The organism is Methanoculleus oceani, assembly GCF_023702065.1.
In the GTDB taxonomy this organism is placed as follows: Archaea; Halobacteriota; Methanomicrobia; order Methanomicrobiales; family Methanoculleaceae; genus Methanoculleus; species Methanoculleus oceani.
Map to the genome: position 1 here is coordinate 380,543 of NZ_QFDM01000001.1, position 18,993 is coordinate 399,535.

General features: G+C 63.9%; 23 protein-coding genes. 16 read left to right on the top strand and 7 right to left on the bottom strand.

The annotated features are described in order from the left end of the window. Positions 1–77 precede the first annotated feature (77 nt). Positions 78–476 carry a hypothetical protein gene (locus DIC75_RS01990; protein ID WP_250986338.1) on the bottom strand — a complete coding sequence of 133 codons (399 nt, stop codon included), beginning with the start codon at positions 474–476 and terminating at the stop codon, positions 78–80. Positions 477–589: 113 nt separating this feature from the next. On the opposite strand from DIC75_RS01990, the gene DIC75_RS01995 reads away from it, so the two are divergent. Beyond that, entirely contained in the window at positions 590–871 is a 282-nt protein-coding gene (locus DIC75_RS01995) for a DUF5661 family protein (protein WP_250986339.1), read from the top strand. Between the two features lie 5 nt (positions 872–876). Here DIC75_RS01995 and DIC75_RS02000 read toward each other — a convergent pair whose 3' ends face one another. The 3 genes from DIC75_RS02000 to DIC75_RS02010 all read right to left on the bottom strand — a co-directional run bounded on the left by DIC75_RS02000 (position 877) and on the right by DIC75_RS02010 (position 2,697). After that, complete coding sequence (locus DIC75_RS02000; RefSeq protein ID WP_250986340.1) at positions 877–1,233, bottom strand: DUF5683 domain-containing protein; 357 nt, start codon at positions 1,231–1,233, stop codon at positions 877–879. Between the two features lie 295 nt (positions 1,234–1,528). After that, entirely contained in the window at positions 1,529–2,116 is a 588-nt protein-coding gene (locus tag DIC75_RS02005) for a GNAT family N-acetyltransferase (protein ID WP_250986341.1), read from the bottom strand. Beyond that, positions 2,113–2,697: a GNAT family N-acetyltransferase gene (locus tag DIC75_RS02010; RefSeq protein WP_250986342.1), complete on the bottom strand. Its 585-nt coding sequence runs from the start codon at positions 2,695–2,697 to the stop codon at positions 2,113–2,115. Before DIC75_RS02010 ends, DIC75_RS02005 begins: the two co-directional genes overlap by 4 nt. 284 nt (positions 2,698–2,981) lie before the next feature. Here DIC75_RS02010 and DIC75_RS02015 point away from each other — a divergent pair, with 284 nt between their 5' ends. The 6 genes from DIC75_RS02015 (at position 2,982) to cgi121 (ending at position 9,108) form a co-directional block, all read left to right on the top strand. Then, positions 2,982–4,007, top strand: coding sequence for a type II glyceraldehyde-3-phosphate dehydrogenase (locus DIC75_RS02015; RefSeq protein WP_250986343.1), 1,026 nt, complete (start codon positions 2,982–2,984; stop codon positions 4,005–4,007). 56 nt (positions 4,008–4,063) lie between these two features. Next, entirely contained in the window at positions 4,064–5,011 is a 948-nt protein-coding gene (locus DIC75_RS02020; protein WP_250986344.1) for a tyrosine--tRNA ligase, read from the top strand. A 7-nt stretch (positions 5,012–5,018) separates the two neighbouring features. Next, entirely contained in the window at positions 5,019–5,795 is a 777-nt protein-coding gene (locus DIC75_RS02025; protein ID WP_250986345.1) for a serine protein kinase RIO, read from the top strand. A gap of 22 nt (positions 5,796–5,817) precedes the next feature. After that, positions 5,818–6,360, top strand: a complete 543-nt coding sequence (locus DIC75_RS02030; protein WP_250986346.1) for a KH domain-containing protein — start codon at positions 5,818–5,820, stop codon at positions 6,358–6,360. Between the two features lie 85 nt (positions 6,361–6,445). Further along, entirely contained in the window at positions 6,446–8,584 is a 2,139-nt protein-coding gene (locus tag DIC75_RS02035; protein WP_250986347.1) for an ATP-dependent DNA helicase, read from the top strand. A 5-nt stretch (positions 8,585–8,589) separates the two neighbouring features. After that, positions 8,590–9,108, top strand: a complete 519-nt coding sequence (gene cgi121 / locus DIC75_RS02040) for a KEOPS complex subunit Cgi121 (protein ID WP_250986348.1) — start codon at positions 8,590–8,592, stop codon at positions 9,106–9,108. Here the strand turns inward: cgi121 and DIC75_RS02045 are convergent. Beyond that, positions 9,099–9,596: a MogA/MoaB family molybdenum cofactor biosynthesis protein gene (locus tag DIC75_RS02045; RefSeq protein WP_250986349.1), complete on the bottom strand. Its 498-nt coding sequence runs from the start codon at positions 9,594–9,596 to the stop codon at positions 9,099–9,101. The genes cgi121 and DIC75_RS02045 overlap by 10 nt on opposite strands. 1,041 nt (positions 9,597–10,637) lie before the next feature. Here DIC75_RS02045 and DIC75_RS02050 point away from each other — a divergent pair. From DIC75_RS02050 to DIC75_RS02060, 3 genes are read left to right on the top strand one after another with little or no spacing between them, the layout of a single operon-like run. Further along, a complete protein-coding gene (locus DIC75_RS02050; RefSeq protein WP_250986350.1) occupies positions 10,638–11,921 on the top strand; it encodes an ORC1-type DNA replication protein in 1,284 nt (427 codons plus the stop codon). 4 nt (positions 11,922–11,925) lie between these two features. Then, entirely contained in the window at positions 11,926–12,417 is a 492-nt protein-coding gene (locus DIC75_RS02055) for an Lrp/AsnC family transcriptional regulator (protein ID WP_250986351.1), read from the top strand. Positions 12,418–12,428: 11 nt separating this feature from the next. Then, positions 12,429–13,589: an aminotransferase class I/II-fold pyridoxal phosphate-dependent enzyme gene (locus tag DIC75_RS02060; protein WP_250986352.1), complete on the top strand. Its 1,161-nt coding sequence runs from the start codon at positions 12,429–12,431 to the stop codon at positions 13,587–13,589. A 140-nt stretch (positions 13,590–13,729) separates the two neighbouring features. Here the strand turns inward: DIC75_RS02060 and DIC75_RS12260 are convergent, their stop codons facing one another. Next, positions 13,730–13,858 (bottom strand): hypothetical protein, encoded by a 129-nt coding sequence (locus tag DIC75_RS12260; protein ID WP_284738343.1) that lies wholly within the window; start codon positions 13,856–13,858, stop codon positions 13,730–13,732. Positions 13,859–14,288: 430 nt separating this feature from the next. On the opposite strand from DIC75_RS12260, the gene DIC75_RS02065 reads away from it, so the two are divergent. The 6 genes from DIC75_RS02065 to pdxT are packed head-to-tail and all read left to right on the top strand — an operon-like array spanning position 14,289 to position 18,383. Continuing rightward, positions 14,289–15,299, top strand: coding sequence for an adenylosuccinate synthetase (locus tag DIC75_RS02065; protein ID WP_250986353.1), 1,011 nt, complete (start codon positions 14,289–14,291; stop codon positions 15,297–15,299). Beyond that, complete coding sequence (locus DIC75_RS02070; protein WP_250986354.1) at positions 15,296–15,481, top strand: methytransferase partner Trm112; 186 nt, start codon at positions 15,296–15,298, stop codon at positions 15,479–15,481. The genes DIC75_RS02065 and DIC75_RS02070 overlap by 4 nt, the downstream gene beginning before the upstream one ends. Positions 15,482–15,489: 8 nt before the next feature. After that, positions 15,490–16,014: a DUF7524 family protein gene (locus tag DIC75_RS02075; protein ID WP_250986355.1), complete on the top strand. Its 525-nt coding sequence runs from the start codon at positions 15,490–15,492 to the stop codon at positions 16,012–16,014. Further along, entirely contained in the window at positions 15,993–16,913 is a 921-nt protein-coding gene (gene cbiB / locus DIC75_RS02080) for an adenosylcobinamide-phosphate synthase CbiB (protein WP_250986356.1), read from the top strand. The genes DIC75_RS02075 and cbiB overlap by 22 nt, the downstream gene beginning before the upstream one ends. A gap of 5 nt (positions 16,914–16,918) precedes the next feature. Continuing rightward, on the top strand, positions 16,919–17,815 hold the full coding sequence (pdxS, locus tag DIC75_RS02085; protein WP_250986357.1) for a pyridoxal 5'-phosphate synthase lyase subunit PdxS: 897 nt from the start codon (positions 16,919–16,921) through the stop codon (positions 17,813–17,815). After that, positions 17,805–18,383 (top strand): pyridoxal 5'-phosphate synthase glutaminase subunit PdxT, encoded by a 579-nt coding sequence (gene pdxT, locus DIC75_RS02090; RefSeq protein WP_250986358.1) that lies wholly within the window; start codon positions 17,805–17,807, stop codon positions 18,381–18,383. Before pdxS ends, pdxT begins: the two co-directional genes overlap by 11 nt. Before the next feature lie 10 nt (positions 18,384–18,393). On the opposite strand, the gene DIC75_RS02095 is transcribed toward pdxT, so the two are convergent. After that, a complete protein-coding gene (locus DIC75_RS02095; protein WP_250986359.1) occupies positions 18,394–18,789 on the bottom strand; it encodes an ArsR/SmtB family transcription factor in 396 nt (131 codons plus the stop codon). Positions 18,790–18,993 lie beyond the last annotated feature (204 nt).

Consider the following 18,993-nt stretch of genomic DNA (forward strand, 5'->3'; position numbering starts at 1 on the left):
GCGGAAGTAGAGGGGTTGTGAGGGATAAGAGTTGTGGGGGATGGGGCTCAACGGTCGGCGGCGATCGGTCGGGAGATCTATAGCGCCACGGTGAAGGCCGCGAACGTTGCGAGCGCCGCGAGCGTGAGAAGTGCGAACGCCCCGACCGTCCAGACGACCATGAAGAGGACGACCGCGGCGAGGCGCACCTCCCGGAACGGGACGATTCCCGCGTTCATCCGCCGCGCCGTTGCCCAGGCGTCGTAGATCCCGAAGATCCAGACGGCCACCCCGGGAATGAGCATCACGAGAAGCCCCGCGAGCACCCCGAAGAGCACCAGGATACCCTTACCCGTCTCTCCGTTGCAGACCTGACCGAGCCCCGGGAAGAGGAGGGAGAGTCCCGCCGCAAACACCGGGTTCTTCTCCTCCCGCACCGGGCCACCATCTCCAGCCCCCCTGGTGCCCGCTCCAAAGAGTTCAACCGGTTCCGTCATGGTTTCCGTATGTGTACTGCTCTCCGGGGAAGGAAAGAGGTTCCGGCTCATCCGCACCGGAGCTCCGTCAGGCTCATAACCTCAAGAAGCCATCCTTCGTTGAGGAGATCCGCATGGCACGAAGAGACGTAACTTACGAAGAGGCAAAGGCGATGGGCGCGCAACTCGGTATCACCTGGAAGGAGTTCGACGTCGAACAATTCCGGCGCGGCATGGTCGTGGAACTCGAACACGGCCTCCATGACCCGGCGACGAACGTCACCGACGACGACCTCTATCTGACGGCAAAGATTGCGCTTGCGCATTTGAACGAGTTTCCGGACTACTACGACCGGCTCGAGGGGATGGAGGAGAAGGCCGAGGCCTACTGGGCGGAGCACAGGGCGCAGGGCTGAGACGCTTACCACCACGACAGCCCCGCCGTAACGGTCGATACGGCCGGCAGGAGGAGAAGACCGATCAGCCAGACCGCAAGGAAGAGGAGGACGGCCGCAATGCTGCTCTCCCGGTACGGCACCGTGCCGCCGTTCATCCTCCGCGCGGTGGCATAGGCGTCGCAGGCGCCATAGAGCCAGACGGCCGCACCGGCGGGAGCAAAGTAGATACCCCAGAGCAGCGTCCCGACGAGGATCAGCACGCCTCGCAAAAACTGCCCGTTATACGCCTGGCCGAGCCCGACGAAGACGAGCGAGAGGAGAGCGGAGAATCCTGGATTTTTTGATTCACCGGTAACCGGGGTGTTCATTCTGCAGGTCACGAGTAGACACCGGCACCGGAAAGGGTGCCGTGATGAGAAATGCTTTGTGGGTGGTGGGGGGAGGGCGGGTGCCGGGGCTGCGCCGTCTTTGCCGGAAGATAAGGTTCCTGACGCCGCACAGGCAGCCGCCCGGCTGTCTGTCCGGTGGAGGGCTAATTCAGCACAGGCGGATGCCTTCGGCGGGGGCGATAACAGAGTGGTGGGGCGAACCCCGTCCACATTCCCCATTACTTCGTCGCGTGGAGGAGTAATATATTCCCCGGGTGCCGTGAGCTCGAGGGTTGAACCGGCCGGTTCAACATACCCGGCACTCCCGGATCGCCGGGACCGTCCGCCGCTCCCGCCACTCGTCGTGGAGGACCCCCCGGACGTCGACGTCCTCAAAGACACCCCACTTCCGGTCATGCTCCCGGAGGTGCGCCTCATGTGCCATCCCGCACTTCTCCATCACCCTGCCCGACGCCGGATTTCTGGAGAAATGCATGGCATAAATCCGGTGCAACCCGAGGACGGAGAACCCGTACTCGATCGCCGCCCGGGCGGCCTCGGTCGCATACCCCCGGCACCAGCAGGGTCTCGCGACCCAGTAGCCGAGCTCCGCCCGCCCGTGACGGCGGTTGATCTCCACGAGCCCGACCGCGCCCACGAGATCCCCGATCCGGGCCCGGGTGACGGCGTAGACGACGTGCACTCCATTTTCGAACCCGGGACGGTGGGTGGCAACCCAGTTCTCAGCCGCTCCGTCGGGGTAGGGGTAGGGTATCTCGAGCGTGCTGGACGCGACCTCATAATCGCCGGCGAGCCGCTGCACCTCCGGGGCATCCGCGAGGGTGAAGGGCCGCAGGAGCAGGCGGTCGGTCACGAGGACGGGCTGTTGCGTCATACAGGCGTTCTTCGCAGCGGTGAGGGGATCTGCGCCTCCCCATGAGGGGGCGGCTCCCGGACGATCCCCCAGAGATCAACGTCCTCGTAGACTCCCCATTTCCTGACATGGTGCCGGAGTCGGCCTTCGTATACCATCCCGCACTTCTCCATCACTCTTCCCGATGCCGGGTTCCGGGAGAAGTGGTGGGCATGGACGCGGTGCAGCCCGAGGGTCGAGAACCCGTACTCGATCACCGCACGGACAGCCTCGGTCGCATACCCCCGGCCCCAGCAGCGCCTCGCGACCCAGAACCCCAGCTCGCCGCGGGCGTGATCGGTGTCGATCCGCAGGCGGACGCCGCCGATAAGCCCCCCTTCCCCGGCGAGCGTGACGGCGAAGGCCGCGGCGTCGCCGCGCTCGATGCCCTCGCGGAGGGAGGCGATCCATACCTCGGCGAGGCCGTCCGGGTAGGGGTAGGGGAGGAGAGTCGTCGCGGCAACAGCGTAGTCTCCGCAAAGCCGCTGAACCTCCCGGGCGTCCCCGGGATCGAACGCCCGCAGGAGGAGGCGGCGGGTTGCGAGGATGGGCTGTTTCTCCATGGATATATGCTCATAGCACCGGCCTGATATAAATCCTGCCGCACCGCAGCCCGGACCGAAGGAGGGGACGACCCGAAGACCTCCGGCAGGAGCCTCTCTCCCCTGTTCGCGGCCCGGATGGAAACAATCCGGGTTTATATCCTGCGTTCCCTTTTGCCGGGATTGCACTCCAGAATAGACATTATGGGCACTCAGAGGTCCCCGTTAGGGCTAAGAGTGCCTTATATCACTGTTATTTGCAAACCAGCAACCTTTATAAATTTTTGTTCTGTATTCCATCATGCATGATCAAAGTCGCGATCAACGGGTACGGCACCATCGGTAAACGAGTCGCCGATGCGGTCGCCGCACAGCCCGACATGGAAGTGATAGGGGTCTCAAAGACAAGCGTCTCCGCCGAGGCGTACATCGCAAAAGAACGCGGATACCCCCTTTACATCGCAGATCTCAGTAAAAAGCCGGCGTTCGAGAAGGCCGGCCTTGAGGTCGCCGGCGACGTCGATGCGATGCTGAAAGCCGCCGACATCGTCGTGGACGCCACCCCCGGCGGCGTCGGGGAGAAGAACCGCCCGATCTATGAGAAGCTCGGGAAGAAGGCAATCTTCCAGGGCGGCGAGGATCACGAGGTCGCCGGGTTCTCCTTCAACGCCCACGCGAACTACAACGAGGCTGCCGGAAAGCAGTTCGCCCGGGTCGTCTCGTGCAACTCCACCGGGCTCGTCCGGATCATCCACGCCATGGACCAGGCCTTCGGCGTCGCGCGGGTCCGGGCGGTGATGGTCCGGCGCGGAGCGGACCCCGACGACATCAAGCGGGGACCGATCGACGCCATCGTCCTCAACCCGGCGACCATCCCGAGCCACCACGGTCCCGACGTCAAGACCGTCCTCCCGCAGATCGACATCGTCACCCTCGCGATGATCGTCCCGACGACGTTTATGCACATGCACACGATCCAGATGGACTTGAAGAAGGAGACCACCCGCGAGGAGGTGCTGAAGGTCTTTGAGGACCACAGCCGCATCGGCCTCGTCCGCAAGGCCACCGGCATCAAGAGCAACGCCGAGCTCCGGGAGTACACCCAGGACCTCGGCCGGCCGAGGACGGACCTCTGGGAGAACGGCGTCTTCGAGGAGTCCGTCTCGGTGCTGAACGGGAAGGAGTTCTACTGCTTCCAGGCCATTCACCAGGAGGCCGATGTCATCCCCGAGAACATCGACTGCATCCGCGCCCTGATGGGAACCGTGAAGGATCCGCAGGAGTCCATCCGGATGACCAACAAAGCGCTCGGCCTCGTCGCCATCGGGTGAACGGCGGGACCAGGGGAGGAAGAAGCATTAACTCCCCGGCAAACCCACTCTTTTCAATGGATCCGTACGAACTGGTGACGCGGAATACCGTAGAGGTCGTCACCGACGAGGAACTGCGCGCGCTCATCGACCGTCCGGTCAGGCGGGTCTACACCGGCTACGAGCCGAGCGGGGAGATCCACCTCGGCCACATGGTGACGGTGAACAAGCTGATGGACCTGCAGCAGGCAGGGTTCGAGGTGACCGTGCTCATCGCCGACCTCCACGCGTTCTTAAACCGCAAAGGGACCATGGAGGAGATCCGGGAGACGGCCGAATACAACCGCCGCTGCTTCGAGGGGCTCGGTCTGGTCGGCGCAAACTACGTCCTCGGGTCGGACGTGCAGCTCACGCCGGAGTACGAACTCCGTGTCCTCGAACTCTCCCAGGCGATCACCCTCAACCGGGCGAAGAGGAGCATGGACGAGGTCGGGCGGCAGATGGAGAACCCCACGGTCTCCCAGATGATCTACCCGATCATGCAGATGGTCGATATCGCGACCCTCGAGGTGGACGCCGCCGTCGGGGGGATCGACCAGCGAAAGATTCACATGCTCGCGCGGGAACACCTCCCCTCGATCGGGTATCCGGCGCCGGTCTGCATCCATACGCCGATCATCAACGGCCTCGACGGAAAGAAGATGTCGTCGTCGGCCGGAAACGTCATATCGGTCGCCGACTCCGAGGAGGATATCAGGCAGAAGATGAAGAAGGCGTTCTGCCCGCCAGAGGTCGAGAACAACCCGGTGCTCCAGATCCTGCGGTACCATGTCTTCCCCCGGGCCGGGGCGGTCGTCATCCGCCGGCCCGCGAAGTTCGGCGGGGACCGGGAGTTTGCCGTCTACGAAGACCTCGAGCGGGCCTATGCCGCCGGCGAGGTACACCCGCTCGACCTGAAATCGGCGGCCGCCGCTCACCTCATCGATATCCTCGCCCCCGTACACGATTACGTCTGCAGCAGGTGATCCGGCCGTGAGCCTTGAAGATGAGCACGAGCGGTTCGACCGCAAGATCGAGGCGATGGGCGTCAGGATAAAAGACGCCGATACGGTGAAGGTACGGGACGATGTCTTCGACGAGGTCACCCTCATGGCCCTCTACAAGCTCGTCCACAAAAAACTGATCACGGTCATCGGGGGGCCGATCAGCACCGGGAAAGAGGCGAACGTCTTTTACGGCGAGCGCGACGGGCAGGGGATCGCCATCAAGATCTACCGTATCCAGACCGCGAACTTCAAGGCGATGACCGAGTACATGGCGGGAGACCGCCGGTTCTCGAGCGTCCGGGGAACGCGCAAGGGCCTCATCTTCGCCTGGACCAAAAAGGAGTTCAGCAACCTTGCCCGGGCGCACGATGCGGGGATCCCGGTCCCCGAGCCTCTGGCGTTCGACCGGAACATCCTCCTGATGACGTTCCTCGGCGAAGATGAGGTGCCGTATCCGCAACTCAGGAACGCCGAAGTCGAGGATTACGGAGCGGTATACCGGCAGATCCTCGGCTACGTGGAACGACTCTACCGGGAGGCGCGCCTGATCCATGCCGACCTCTCCGAATACAATATCCTCTACCACGAGAAACCATACCTGATCGATATGGGACAGGCGGTCACCCCGGATCACCCGCGAGCGCCCGTGTTTCTGATCCGGGATATAAAGAACCTCAACAGATATTTCTCACGCTACTGCGATGTGCCCGACGAGCAGGAGATCATCAGAACGATCGTCGGCACCGGACACCGGGAACCCTGAACACCGGAGAAGGGATGCAACCATGACCACACAGGAGATAAAAGTTTCAACGGCGAGGATCGGTGTACTCATCGGCAAGAGCGGGTCCACGAAACGCGAGATTGAGGAGAAGACCGGGATAACCCTCCGGATCGACAGCGAGGAGGGGATGGTGACGATCGAGGGCGAGGACCCCGTCGGCGTCATGACGGCGACAAACGTCGTCTCCGCAATCAACCGGGGGTTCTCGCCGGAGCGTGCGTTCCGGCTTCTCGAGGACGAGGACATGATGCTCGACGTCCTCGACCTCGCCGACCTCTCGGGGACGACCCGGCAGCTCGAACGGCTCCGGGGCCGGATCATCGGGAAGGCGGGGACGTCCCGCGCCCAGATCGAGGATATGACCAGCACGGAGATCTCGGTCCACGGGAAGACCGTCGCGATCATCGGTCTCCCGGACCAGGCCGAGACCGCGAGGAAGGCGGTGGAGATGCTGATCCAGGGCGTGCCCCACGAGCACGTCTACGGGTTCCTCGACCGGAAGAAGAAAGAAGCCAAGCAGACGATGCTGGAGTACTATTCGTGATACGGGCGGGAAGGAGGACCGACCCCGCCCATGGCCATGACGATACGTGGAATATGCGGTTTGCAGTGGAAATGAAGGGGTATACATGGAGATAGCCGACCTCCCCGTCCCGCCGGATCTCGCCGCCGGCTACGCTCGGTGCGGGATCACGGAACTCTACCCGCCGCAGGCCGCCTGCGTCGAAGCAGGCCTTTTTTCGGGGAATAACCTCCTGATCTCCATCCCGACCGCGAGCGGCAAGACCCTGGTCGCCGAGATGGCGATGCATCATCAGGTCGGGCGGGGGGGCAAGTGCCTCTATATCGTTCCTCTGCGGGCGCTCGCGAGCGAGAAGTTCGAGGAGTTCTCGGGGAAGGGCCTCCGGGTCGGGATCGCCACCGGCGACTTCGACCGGCGGGACGACTACCTGGGGAGAAACGACATCATCGTGGCGACGAGCGAGAAGGTGGACTCGCTCCTCCGGAACCGGACGCCGTGGCTCGCCGAGATCACCCTGCTCGTCGTCGACGAGGCTCACCTGATCGACGACCCCTCAAGGGGGGCGACGCTCGAGATGGTGATTGCAAAACTCCGGCACAAAAACCCGGAGATGCAGATCATCGCCCTCTCCGCCACAATCGGCAACCCCGAGGACCTCGCCGGGTGGCTGGATGCCGAACTCGTCGAGAGCGACTGGCGGCCGGTCGACCTCCGGGAGGGGGTCTTCTTCCAGGATGGCATCCGGTTTGCCGACACCACCCGGGAGGTCGGGCGCCGGAGCAAGTACGAGGACCTGGACCTCGTCCTCGACACGGTCGCGGAGGGAGGGCAGTGCCTGGTCTTCGTCAGTTCACGCAAAAACGCCGAGGCGTTTGCAAAGCGGGCCGCTTCAGGGCTGAAACTCGCAAACCCGGTCCTCGCCGGCTACGCCGATAAGCTGCGCTCGAACGCAGGGACCGATATGGGGAGGACGCTCGCGGCCTGCGTCGCGCAGGGAGCGGCTTTCCACCACGCCGGGCTCGCGCGGGAGGAGCGGCAGATCGTTGAGGCAGGGTTCCGGGAGGGACATATCAAGGCGATCGCCTCGACCCCGACGCTCGCGGCCGGACTGAACCTGCCCGCCCGGCGGGTGATCGTCCGCGACTACCTCAGGTTCAACGCGGGGGAGGGGATGGTCCCGATCCCGGTCCGGGAGTACCGGCAGATGGCCGGGCGGGCCGGGCGGCCGCACCTCGACCCCTACGGCGAGGCCGTCCTGATCGCGAAGTCCGAGGAGATGGTCGAGGAGCTCTTTGACTACTACATCGGGGCGCCCGCCGAGGACGTCCGGAGCCGGTGCGCGAACGAAGCGGTCCTCTGTACCCACATCCTCTCGCTCATCGCGACGGGGTTCGCCCGCGAGCGCGATGAGGTGCTGGGGTTCATGGACAAGACGTTCTACGCCCACCAGGGCGAGAGCCCGCTCGCGCTCTCGCGGGCGGTCAACCGGGTGCTCGAGTTCCTGCGCGAGAGCGAGATGATCACCGAGGTGGGGGAGTGGCTCGAGGCCACCGAGTACGGCTCGCTCGTCTCCCGGCTCTACATCGATCCCAGGAGCGCCGAGACAATCGTGACGGCGATGGTCGGGCGGAAGGAGTACACCGATATCGGGCTCCTGCATCTCCTCTGCTCAACCCCGGATATGCCGACGCTCTATGTCAGGAGAGACGACATGTACGCCCTCGACCGGTTCCTCGCCGACCACCGGGACGACCTCTGGATGGAGATCCCCTGGGACGCAGGCGAGGGGTTCGACCGGAGTCTCAAGACCGCGCTCCTCCTCGGCGACTGGGCCGACGAAGTGGGCGAAGACGTGATCTGCGAGCGCTACAACGTTGGTCCGGGCGACGTCTACGGGATGGTGGAGAGCGTTGCCTGGCTGGTCCACGCGAGCCGGCACCTCGCGGGACTCTTTGCCCCGCACCTCAAGGCCCCCATCGAGGAGATGGAGCTCCGGACCAAGCACGGTATCAGGAAGGAACTCCTGCCCCTCATCAGGCTCCGCGGGATCGGCCGGGTCCGGGCGCGCCGGCTCTTCAACAGCGGCATCGGGTCGCTCGAGGCGCTCCGCGCAGCGGGGCCGGAGAAGGTCGGGAAGGTTCTCGGCCAGGGGATCGCCGCCCAGATATTCGAGCAGCTCGAGGGGACGCGCGACGAGATCGGGGAGGTCGGCGAAGAGCAATCGACCCTCTCCCGGTTCGGGTGAAAGGAATGACGGAGATAACATGCGAGATCTACCGGGCGGTCTTTACGGTCGATGAAAATGCCGGATTCTTAAGCAAGGTCCGCAAGGTAGCCGACGAGTACGGGACCCACATCATCCTCTTCGACGCCGACCGCCTGGCAGGACGGGATCACGTCGAGGCGGCGCTCCGGCACGCCTGGCGGTCGTGGACCGGCGGCGAGCCGATAGCGAACTCGCTTGAGATGGAAGCGCTCCTCTACGCCGCGGGGACCCGGCAGTGCCAGACGGCCGCGTCCTTCGGGATTCATCCGGGAGAGAACCGTTCCTACATCGCCGTCTGCCCGGCGGCAGCAGGCGTCCGGGACCGCCTTGCCGACCTCGTGACGTTCGTCGACACTGACCGGGAGGAGAGGATCGATCCCGCGAAGCGGGCGCGCCTCGCGGAGCTCTTCGGCATCACTCCAGAAGAGGTTTCGGTGGTCGGGGAGGACCGGTTCCGGGAACTGGTCCTCGAGCGAGTGGCGCTCCTCGACGTCTACCGCTGACCCGCCGAGGCGTGGGTGAGGATGTGCCGGATCTCGGGAATGATGATCTCCCGGGCGGCGAGCGTCACGGCCTTCGTGGATCCCGGGATGCAGAAGACCGCCCGGCCGTCGACGACGCCCGCGATCGCCCGCGAGAGGATCGCGGCGGTCCCGATCTCCTCGTAGCTCTTCAGGCGGAAGAGTTCCCCGAACCCGTCGATCGTCTTTGCGAGCAGCGGCGCGACCGCCTCGATGGTCACGTCGTCGGGGGTGAGCCCGGTGCCCCCGGTGATGATGACGCAGGTTGCACGCGAAAGCGCCGTAGAGACCTCGGAGCGGATTCGCTCCAGATCGTCGGGGATCACGGCGTAGTGGGTCACCTCGATCTCCGCGGCGGAGAGGAGGTCGATGAGTGTCTTTCCGCTGGTATCGGTCTCCGGTTTCCGGGTCGAGGAGACTGTGATGACGGCACCGGTCACGATGAGAGGTTTAAGATGGTTACTCTCCATAAGATCTTCCAGTACCCCTGTACCGCGTATTTTACTTCTTTCTATCCCCTGATTGGAGGGGTTCAATCCCCGACCCCTTTGTTTCGACTGGAACTATGAGGGGGCGCCCGGGTCCGGGGATGTGGTCGATGCAGGAGGAGGGAGGGAATTCCCGGATCCCCGGCGGGCAGATCAGGTTCATGAGAGGTAGTTGACAGGAGCCGGGCCGGCAGAAGAACCGTCCAACCGGGGATTGTCGACCGCATCCCGGAAGGGAGGTGGTTGCGATCCATGGGTACCGACGATCCGACCCACCAGGACAGAAGTCCGGTTCACGCGGGAGAGACGATCCGATCCACCAGGACAGAAGTCCGGTTCCGGGAGGAGTGACGATCCGATCTTCCGGGACAAAAGTCCGGTTCACGCGGGAGAGACGATCCGATCCACCGGGACAGGGGTCCGGTTCAGGGTGAAGTGACGATCCGATCTTCCGGGACAAAAGTCCGATTCAGGGAGGGGTGATGATCCGATCCGGCCAGAATAATAACCGGATCTCACCTGATGGCCGATCGATCCGGCGATAAAAGATCCCGATCTATCCTTTCTCCTTCCTCATTCTGCATCCTCTCCTTCCCACGTTGCACCCTTTCCTTCCCGCTCTGCACCCTTCTTTGCTCACTCCATACTCTCCCCTTCCCCCTTTGCGCTCTTCTTCGCTTTCCTCTTACTCTTCTCCTCCTATCCTGTACACTTACCATAAAACTTTATATCATGAATTGCAGAGGTACACATGACTATCATCATCACCTTTGATTAGATGATACACCCTCCCGTATCATCATCACCCTCCAGTCGAAACAAAGGGGTGGGGGTGATCCCGTATCATCATCCTGATCTGCTCCCCGATACCATTCTCATCCTGAGCAGTTCATCGCTATTCCGCCGGCAGTCAACGGCGCCTCGTTCCACTGGAAACGAAGGGGTTATCAGTCTCGAAAACAATCATATTAAGAGTCCTCGACACGAAAATTTCCTGTCCTGGCAACCCCCTCCGGTGACATTATGTCGGACGATAAAACAAACCCAATGGGACTATTCAAGAAATACCTGACCAATAGACGTATATTTAAGAACAGGGAAGTGCTCCGACACAGTTATCGTCCCCAGATTCTTCCTCACCGGAAACCGCAGATCGACGAACTCGCCTCCATCCTTGCCCCTGCCCTCACGAACGAGACCCCTTCAAATATCCTCATCTACGGTAAGACCGGGACCGGGAAGACTGCGTCGGCCCGGTATGTGGGAACGGAGCTCGAGAACGCCAGCGCACTCGCCGGGACGAAGTGCAGGATCGTCCACCTCAACTGCGAAGTGATCGACACCCAGTACCGGGTCCTCGCCCAGATCGCGAACGGCCTCGACGATGCCGACGAGCACCCGAGCGACAGCACGAGGAACCACATCCCCATGACCGGGTGGCCGACCGACCAGGTCTACATGGAGCTGAAGAACCAGCTCGAGAGCAGCGGCGGGGTCATGGTCATCATCCTCGACGAGATCGACAAACTCGTCAAGAAGAGCGGCGACGACACCCTCTACAACCTCACCCGGATCAACTCCGACCTCAAGTTCGCGAAGGTCAGCATCATCGGGATCTCGAACGACCTCCGGTTCACCGACTTCCTGGACCCCCGCGTCCTCTCTTCCCTTTCCGAGGAGGAGATCGTCTTCCCCCCCTACAACGCCCCGCAACTCTGCGACATCCTCCAGCAGAGGGCCGAGCTGGCGTTCGTCGAGGGCGCGCTCGGCGAGACGGTCATCCCGCTCTGTGCGGCACTCGCGGCGCAGGAGCACGGCGACGCCCGGCGGGCGCTCGACCTCCTCCGGGTCTCGGGCGAACTCGCGGACCGCGAGAACGCCACGGGCGTGGATGAGAAGCACGTCCGGATGGCCCAGGAGAAGATCGAGACCGACAGCATGGTGGAGTGCATCTCCACCCTCCCGACCCAGAGCAAGGCGGTCCTCTACGCGATGCTGATCCTCGAGCAGATGGGCAAACGGATCTTCACGAGCGGCGAGGTCACGGTGGTCTACCGCGAGATCGCCCGGATCATCGATCTCGACGTCCTGACGCACCGCCGGATCACGGACCTCATCTCCGAGCTCAACATGCTCGGCGTCATCAACACCCGGGTCATCTCGCGGGGCCGCTACGGCCGGACGAAGGAGATGTGGTTCGACGCAACGACGAGTAAGATCGAAGAGGTCGTTACGCGCGACCCGAGGCTCGACGATGAGAGACTTAAAAAGCTCGACATCAACCGCTTAAGAGCAATGTTCAGGTGAAGCCATGAATGAAAAGGACCGTATCCTCCTCCATCTCCTGGAGGAGAACTGCCGCACCCCGTTAAGCGAGCTCGCGGTGCTGGCCGAGGTGAGCGAGCAGGATGCAAAGGACCGGATCGGCCGGCTGGAAGCGTCCGGCGCCATCCGCCGTTACGGAGCGGTCGTCGACTGGGAGCAGGCCGGCAACGGGAATGTCGCCGCGGTGATCGAGCTGAAGGTCTCGCCTGAGCGGGACTTCGGCTACGACCGGATCGCGGAACGGATCTCCCGGTTCCCGCAGGTCCGGTCGCTCCGGCTCATGACCGGGACCTACGATCTCCAGCTCCTGGTCACCGGGCCGAGCATGCACGAGATCGCGCGGTTCGTAGCCGAGCAGATCGCCCCGATGGACCGGATCCGTGAGACGGCGACGCACATTATCATGAAGACCTACAAGGAGAACGGCACCACCTTCGCCGAGCGCGAAGAGGTCGAGCGTCTCCCCTACTCGTTCTGAGGTGAGGTGCGATGAGGGACTTCGTCTCGGAACGGGCCCGTGCCATACCCCCTTCGGGCATCAGGCGGTTCTTCGACATCGCCCAGACGATGGAGGACGTCATATCCCTGGGTGTCGGCGAACCGGACTTCGTGACCCCCTGGTGCGTCTGCGAGGCATCCATCTACTCCATCGAGCAGGGGTCGACCGCCTACACCTCGAACAAGGGGACGCCCCAGCTCCGGGGCGCCATCAGCCGCTACCTCGACACGCGGTTTAACACCCGCTACGACCCTGAAGCGGAGATCATCGTGACCTGCGGCGTCTCGGAAGCCGCCGATATCGCCATCCGGGCCGTCGTCGACCCGGGCGACGAGGTGCTGGTGGCGGAGCCGAGCTACGTCTCCTACACCCCCTGCGTCTCCCTCGCCGGCGGTATCCCGGTGCCCGTCCCCTGCCGGGCGGAGGACGAGTTCCGGCTGACGGCCGACGCGCTCGCGGAACGCATCACCCCGCGGACGAAGGTTCTGATCGCAAACTTCCCGAACAACCCTACCGGCGGGGTGATGCAGGAGGCGGACTGGCGCGGGATCGCCGATCTCCTGGTCGACCACGACCTTCTCCTCATCAGCGACGAGGTCTACGCCGAACTCACCTACGCCGGCGACCACTTCTCGCCGGCGACGATCCCCGGGCTCTTTGAGCGGACGATCACCTTGAACGGGTTCTCGAAGGCCTTCGCCATGACCGGGTGGCGGATCGGCTACCTCTGTGCCCCGCCGGCAATCGCCGCGGCGGCCTTGAAGATCCACCAGTACGTCGCGCTCTGCGCCCCCGTCATGGGACAGATCGCGGCCTACGAGGCGCTCAGGATCGGAGAAGCCGAGAAGGACGCCATGGTCAGGGAGTACCGGCTCCGGCGGAACCTCTTCGTCGACGGGCTGAACAAACTCGGTCTCGCCTGCCACGTCCCGAAGGGTGCGTTCTATGCCTTCCCCTCGGTGGAGAGCACCGGCATGACCGACGTCGAGTTTGCAGAAGCGCTCCTCCGCGAGCAGCATGTGGCCGTCGTCCCCGGGAGCGTCCTCGGATCTTCCGGTACCGGGCACGTACGGTGCGCCTACGCGGTCTCGCGGGACGATCTCAAGGAGGCACTCTCCCGGATGGGGGCCTTCCTGGAATCGATAAAATAAAAATAACTCCATAAATATCTTCAAAAGAAAATCGAAACTCTTTTATGGAATATCCCTGCCCGGGCAACTGATAGTTTGATGTCCGACAGGAGAATGACGGGCGGACAACCCCTTTATTTCCACTGGAGATGTGGATTTATTCAGGGATTTTGGGTGCCCGGGATCCCGTCGCGCTCGTATCGGGCATACGTATCCTGTCCTCCAAACCCCGGGCAGATCTTCGGGTTCGCATCCGCGCTCCGGCAAACGATCTGATTACAGATCGCCATGCCGCTCCGGAGGGAAAAACTCCAAGCGATGGTCTGGAATACCCATGAAATGAAAATTCCACTGGAAACAAAGGGGTCCAGATCCCGATGTCAACCGTGCCGGGGGATGATCCGCGGATACCAGGATTGATATATGATGACCGCTGTCCGCGAAAACGTGGAATAGACGGGAATATCGAAGTGCAACCCCGGAGACACCTGCCCGGGAGTCCGCGCCTGCCGGGAGATGTGGCCGACCACGCGGGATGCCCTCTGTTGCCCGCGCCCCGGGCGATCCCGCCAGCGCTCCCTCCTGCGGGCGCAAAACGGCGTTGAGCGAGCGGTGCGGGGGCTGCCGGAACCCTGTTGCCTTTAAGCGGGGTGACTGCTCTCCCGGCATCACATTGTAACGTTTATCACCCAGTATCGCTCTATCCTACTTGATAGAACAATGAGTTGTACTATTATCGTCGGCGGGTTCTTTGGTGACGAGGGAAAAGGAAAGATCGTAGCCCACATCGCTCACCAGGACAGACCATCCATCATCTCCCGGGGCGGCGTCGGCCCGAACGCCGGGCATACCGTCTGTATCGGAGAGAAAGAGTACGGTGTCAGGATGGTCCCCTCGGGGTTCGTCTACCCGGAAGCGGCCCTCATGGTCGGGAGCGGCGTGCTCGTCGACCCCAGGGTCTTCCTGCGGGAAGTCGACCTGCTCGGCGTCCGGGGCAGGATCTTTGTCGACGGGCGGTGCGGCATCATCGAAGAGGATCATATCGCCCGGGACAGGGCGAGCGAGCACCTCAGGGATAAGATCGGGAGCACCGGAACCGGGTGCGGCCCGGCCAACGCGGATCGCGTCCTCCGGACGTCCCGGCAGGCGAAAGACGTCCCGGAGCTTGCGGGGTTCATCACCGACGTGGCGCAGGACGTCAATGGCGCCCTGGACCGGGATGAGGTGGTCCTCCTCGAGGGGACCCAGGGCTTCGGGATCTCGCTCTACTTCGGGACCTATCCGTTCGTGACGAGCAAAGATACCTCCGCCTCGCAGATCGCCGCCGACAACGGCGTCGGCCCGACCCGGATCGACGATGTCATCGTCGTCTTCAAGGCCTACCCGACCCGGGTCGGCGAGGGTCCCTTCTCCACCGAGATGTCGGCGGAGCGGTCGCACGAACTCGGGATCGAAGAGTTCGGCACCGTCACCCATCGCCAGCGCCGCATCGGCACCTGGGACGGGAAGATGGCCCGTTACTCGGCGATGATCAACGGATGCACCCAGGCGGCGATCACCGGCATCGACCGGATCGACCCGGCCTGTTTCGGCGCGACAGACTACGACCGGCTGACCCGGAAGGCGAAGGACTTCATCGCACAGGCCGAAAGAGACATCGGCAAACCCGTCACCCTGATCTCGACGGGTCCCGAGATGTCCCAGATCATCGATCTGCGGGGAGAACGATGAGAAGGAACCTGATGGAGATACTCTGCTGCCCGGTCTGCAAGGGCGAACTTTCGCTGACCGTGACCGAAGAGAGCGGTGAGGAGGTGCTGGAAGGCACCCTCCGGTGCGCGGCGTGCAGCGTCGACTACCCTATCAGCGAGGGCATCCCGAATCTCCTCCCGCAGACCGCCTGTGAGGACTGAGCTGGCCGATGTCGGAGATATTTCTCAACCGCCGGGGGATTAACTCCATCGAGGTTCCGGACGAGGTCGAGGCGACGCCGGGGAGCGACCTTGCCCTCCATATCGTTAACCACGGCTCGCCGCTCCACATCACCCTCGCCTCACCGAACTCCTCGACCTTCACCGACTTTTTCCACGAGAACCTCTACGTGAACAGAATCGAGGAGTTCCGGATCCCCATCCGGGAGAATGCCTACCCGGGGGTCTTCAACGTCGAGGTCATCGCCGGATACGGCGCTAAAAAGGCGGAGTTCCGGGTCGTCGTCAGGGAGCGGGCGGCACCGGAGCCCGGGCCGGTCGAGGTCCCTCCGAAAACGGCCGCCCACCGGGCCTCGTTCCGGTGGCAGTCTTCCATCCCGGCCCTCGCCCTCGTCGCCGCCGCCCTGGTGCTCTACGGGCTGTGGCTGGCCTACCGGGTTGATCTCTTAAACGCCGCTGCGTTTGGGGCGTTGCTCATCGGGGTCATCCTCGCATGGCTGCGGCAGCGGTCGTAGTCGCCGCGTCGCTGCTGGTGGACCGGCTGATCGGCGACCCGCACTCACGGTATCACCCGGTGGCGGTCCTCGGCAGGTTCATCGGATGGTGGGGGGTTCCGGGCCGCTACCCGGTCCGCATCCAGCGGGCGGCCGGAGTCGCCGGAACCGTTCTGACCGCATCGCTCTTTGCCGTCCCCTTCGTTCTCGTCCAGTTCGCGGCCCCCTGGTACCTCTACCTCCTCCTCGCGCCATTCCTGCTCAAGACCTGTCTCGCCTGGCGGGCGCTCGAGGAGCATGCCGCCGCCGTGGTCCGGGCGCTCGAGGACGGCGGCATCGATGCGGGCCGCTCAGCGGTCGGGATGATGGTGAGCAGGGATACGGCGCGCCTCGAGCGCGAGCACGTCCTCTCGGCCGCCTACGAGTCGATGACCGAGAACCTGGTGGACAGCATCGTCTCCCCGCTCTTCTACTTCGGGGTCTTCGGCCTCGCCGGGGCCGCGGTCTTCCGGGCGGTCAACACCCTGGACGCGATGCTCGGCTACCGGGACGAGCGGCTCCGGATCGGCTGGTTCCCGGCACGCGCCGACGACGTCGCAAACTTCATCCCGGCCCGGCTCACCGGCTTCATCCTCCTCGCCTACTTTGCGGCGAAGGGCCGGTTCGCCCCGGCCTGGGCGGTGCTCCGCCGGGATAGAAAGAAGCGCCCGGGGTTCAACGGCGGGATCCCGATGGCCGTCATCGCCGGCGGCGTCGGGATCCGGCTCGAGAAGCCCGGTTTCTACACGATCGGGGACCCTGAACGGACGCTTGCCGAGGCGGGCGCCGGGATCGTCCATGCGGTCCGGGCGGCGACGATCATCTTCGCCCTCGCCGAGATCGCCGCACTATTTTTATTGGGGTTCATGAGCTATACATAAGAATAATGAAACTCGAGGAACTGAGATTTGGCACCGAGCTGATCAAGCGCGGCTTTGCGTCGATGCAGAAGGGCGGCGTCATCATGGACGTGGTCAACGCAGAGCAGGCGCAGCTCGCCGAGGAGGCCGGTGCCGTCGCCGTCATGGCGCTTGAGAGGGTCCCTGCCGATATCAGAGCGGCCGGAGGCGTGGCCCGTATGGCCGACCCGCAGAAGATCGTCGAGATCATCGATGCGGTCTCCATCCCGGTGATGGGGAAGGCCCGGATCGGCCACTTCGTCGAGGCGCAGATCCTGGAAGCGCTCGGCGTGGACATGGTCGACGAGAGCGAGGTGCTGACCCCGGCGGACGAGCAGTTCCATATCGATAAGACCAGGTTTGGTGTCCCGTTCGTCTGCGGCGCCCGGAACCTCGGGGAGGCGCTGCGCCGGGTGAACGAGGGGGCGGCGATGATCCGGACGAAGGGCGAGGCCGGCACCGGCAACGTCGTGGAGGCGGTCCGCCACATGCGGGCGATCATGGGCGGGATCCGGGCGCTGAAAGGGATGGACAGCCAGGAGCTCGTCGACCGGGCCCGCGAGATCGAGGCGCCCGTGGAACTCGTCATCGAGTGCGCAAACCTCGGCCGCCTTCCCGTCGTGAACTTCTCCGCCGGCGGCATCGCGACGCCCGCCGACGCGGCGCTGATGATGCAGCTCGGGGCCGACGGGGTCTTCGTCGGGTCGGGGATCTTCAAGTCCTCAAATCCCGAGGAGACCGCCCGGGCGATCGTGGAGGCGGTGAACCACTACGATGAGCCGAAGGTCATCGCCGAGGTGAGCAAGGGTCTCGGCGAGGCGATGAAGGGCCTCGATGTCCATCTTCTTCGGGAAGAAGAGGTGTTGCAGACCCGTGGGCGTTAAGGTCGGTGTTCTCGCGCTCCAGGGCGACGTTGCCGAACACATCGCGGCGTTCCGCGGTGCTCTCGCGGACAGGCCGGGCTCCTCGGTCGTCCCGGTCCGGCAGGCGCGCGACCTCGCGGGGCTCGATGCCCTCGCGATACCGGGCGGTGAGTCCACCACCATCTCCCGGCTGATCGGGAAAAACGGGCTCCATGAGCCGCTCGCGGAGTTCGCGGGCGGAGTATTCGCCACCTGCGCGGGGATGGTCCTCGCGGCGGACCGGGTGGACGATGCCCGGGTGCGGCCCCTCTCCCTCATCCCGATGCACGTGGCGAGGAACGCCTTCGGGCGCCAGGTCGACTCCCGCGAGGCGTTTCTCAATGTCGCGGGCCTCGCGGACCCTTTCCGGGCGATCTTCATCCGGGCCCCGGTGGCGACCGAGGTCGGACCCGGCGTTGAGGTGCTCGCCCGCATCCCGGAAGGGATCGTGGCGGTCAGGAGCGGCCGGCACATGGCGTTCGCCTTCCACCCGGAGCTTGGAGGAGACCTGCGCCTGCACCGGATGTTCTTAGAGGGTCTCGGGGTATAGGACCCGGGATTCACCCTTTTTTACGACTCCCGGCGTCGCCTGTCACCTGTCTTGTCCAGGCAGTGCCATCGGCGGTCAGCCGGTAGATGATCCAGTTTCCCTGCGCCTCGCCGGCGATCAGTCCCGCCTTCTTCAGGACGGAGAGGTGGTAGGAGAGCTTCGAGTCCGCTATCCCGAGCACCGCCTTGATGACGCAGACGCAGAGCGGCTGGACGGCAAGCATCGCGAGGATCTTGAGACGGAGGGGGTCGGCGAGTGCGCGAAAAAGAGCGCTCTCTCTTTTGAGGTGTTCGTCTCCCGGCAGCCTCCCCGTCAGCCCCGCGATGCCCCCGCACCGGCAGAGCGACTCCTCGACCTCCGGGGGGAGGGGCAGCGTCTCTTCCCGGCACTCTCTCTTCTCTTCCACGATATTCCCGTCCTTTTCACACTGGTATGAAACGAGGCGACATATACCTTTTCCGGGCTGTCATGTCCTTTATCACCCGCGCATTCCACCCCGGACACATGTCCTCTCGCGCGGGAACCGGAAGCAGTACGGTCACAAATCGCCCCCGATGAGTCAAGCAGAGAGCTCGGCAGGGTTGTCCTGCCGCACCCGGCACCGGGTTTC

What these genes read in the sequence shown, in the direction of transcription:
- DIC75_RS01990 (WP_250986338.1), bottom strand. Translation starts at nt 476, where the DNA reads ATGACGGAACCGGTTGAACTCTTTGGAGCGGGCACCAGGGGGGCTGGA.
- DIC75_RS01995 (WP_250986339.1), top strand. Translation starts at nt 590, where the DNA reads ATGGCACGAAGAGACGTAACTTACGAAGAGGCAAAGGCGATGGGCGCG.
- DIC75_RS02005 (WP_250986341.1), bottom strand. Translation starts at nt 2,116, where the DNA reads ATGACGCAACAGCCCGTCCTCGTGACCGACCGCCTGCTCCTGCGGCCC.
- DIC75_RS02010 (WP_250986342.1), bottom strand. Translation starts at nt 2,697, where the DNA reads ATGGAGAAACAGCCCATCCTCGCAACCCGCCGCCTCCTCCTGCGGGCG.
- DIC75_RS02015 (WP_250986343.1), top strand. Translation starts at nt 2,982, where the DNA reads ATGATCAAAGTCGCGATCAACGGGTACGGCACCATCGGTAAACGAGTC.
- DIC75_RS02020 (WP_250986344.1), top strand. Translation starts at nt 4,064, where the DNA reads ATGGATCCGTACGAACTGGTGACGCGGAATACCGTAGAGGTCGTCACC.
- DIC75_RS02030 (WP_250986346.1), top strand. Translation starts at nt 5,818, where the DNA reads ATGACCACACAGGAGATAAAAGTTTCAACGGCGAGGATCGGTGTACTC.
- DIC75_RS02035 (WP_250986347.1), top strand. Translation starts at nt 6,446, where the DNA reads ATGGAGATAGCCGACCTCCCCGTCCCGCCGGATCTCGCCGCCGGCTAC.
- cgi121 (WP_250986348.1), top strand. Translation starts at nt 8,590, where the DNA reads ATGACGGAGATAACATGCGAGATCTACCGGGCGGTCTTTACGGTCGAT.
- DIC75_RS02045 (WP_250986349.1), bottom strand. Translation starts at nt 9,596, where the DNA reads ATGGAGAGTAACCATCTTAAACCTCTCATCGTGACCGGTGCCGTCATC.
- DIC75_RS02050 (WP_250986350.1), top strand. Translation starts at nt 10,638, where the DNA reads ATGTCGGACGATAAAACAAACCCAATGGGACTATTCAAGAAATACCTG.
- DIC75_RS02055 (WP_250986351.1), top strand. Translation starts at nt 11,926, where the DNA reads ATGAATGAAAAGGACCGTATCCTCCTCCATCTCCTGGAGGAGAACTGC.
- DIC75_RS02060 (WP_250986352.1), top strand. Translation starts at nt 12,429, where the DNA reads ATGAGGGACTTCGTCTCGGAACGGGCCCGTGCCATACCCCCTTCGGGC.
- DIC75_RS12260 (WP_284738343.1), bottom strand. Translation starts at nt 13,858, where the DNA reads ATGGCGATCTGTAATCAGATCGTTTGCCGGAGCGCGGATGCGAACCCG.
- DIC75_RS02065 (WP_250986353.1), top strand. Translation starts at nt 14,289, where the DNA reads ATGAGTTGTACTATTATCGTCGGCGGGTTCTTTGGTGACGAGGGAAAA.
- DIC75_RS02070 (WP_250986354.1), top strand. Translation starts at nt 15,296, where the DNA reads ATGAGAAGGAACCTGATGGAGATACTCTGCTGCCCGGTCTGCAAGGGC.
- DIC75_RS02075 (WP_250986355.1), top strand. Translation starts at nt 15,490, where the DNA reads ATGTCGGAGATATTTCTCAACCGCCGGGGGATTAACTCCATCGAGGTT.
- cbiB (WP_250986356.1), top strand. Translation starts at nt 15,993, where the DNA reads ATGGCTGCGGCAGCGGTCGTAGTCGCCGCGTCGCTGCTGGTGGACCGG.
- pdxS (WP_250986357.1), top strand. Translation starts at nt 16,919, where the DNA reads ATGAAACTCGAGGAACTGAGATTTGGCACCGAGCTGATCAAGCGCGGC.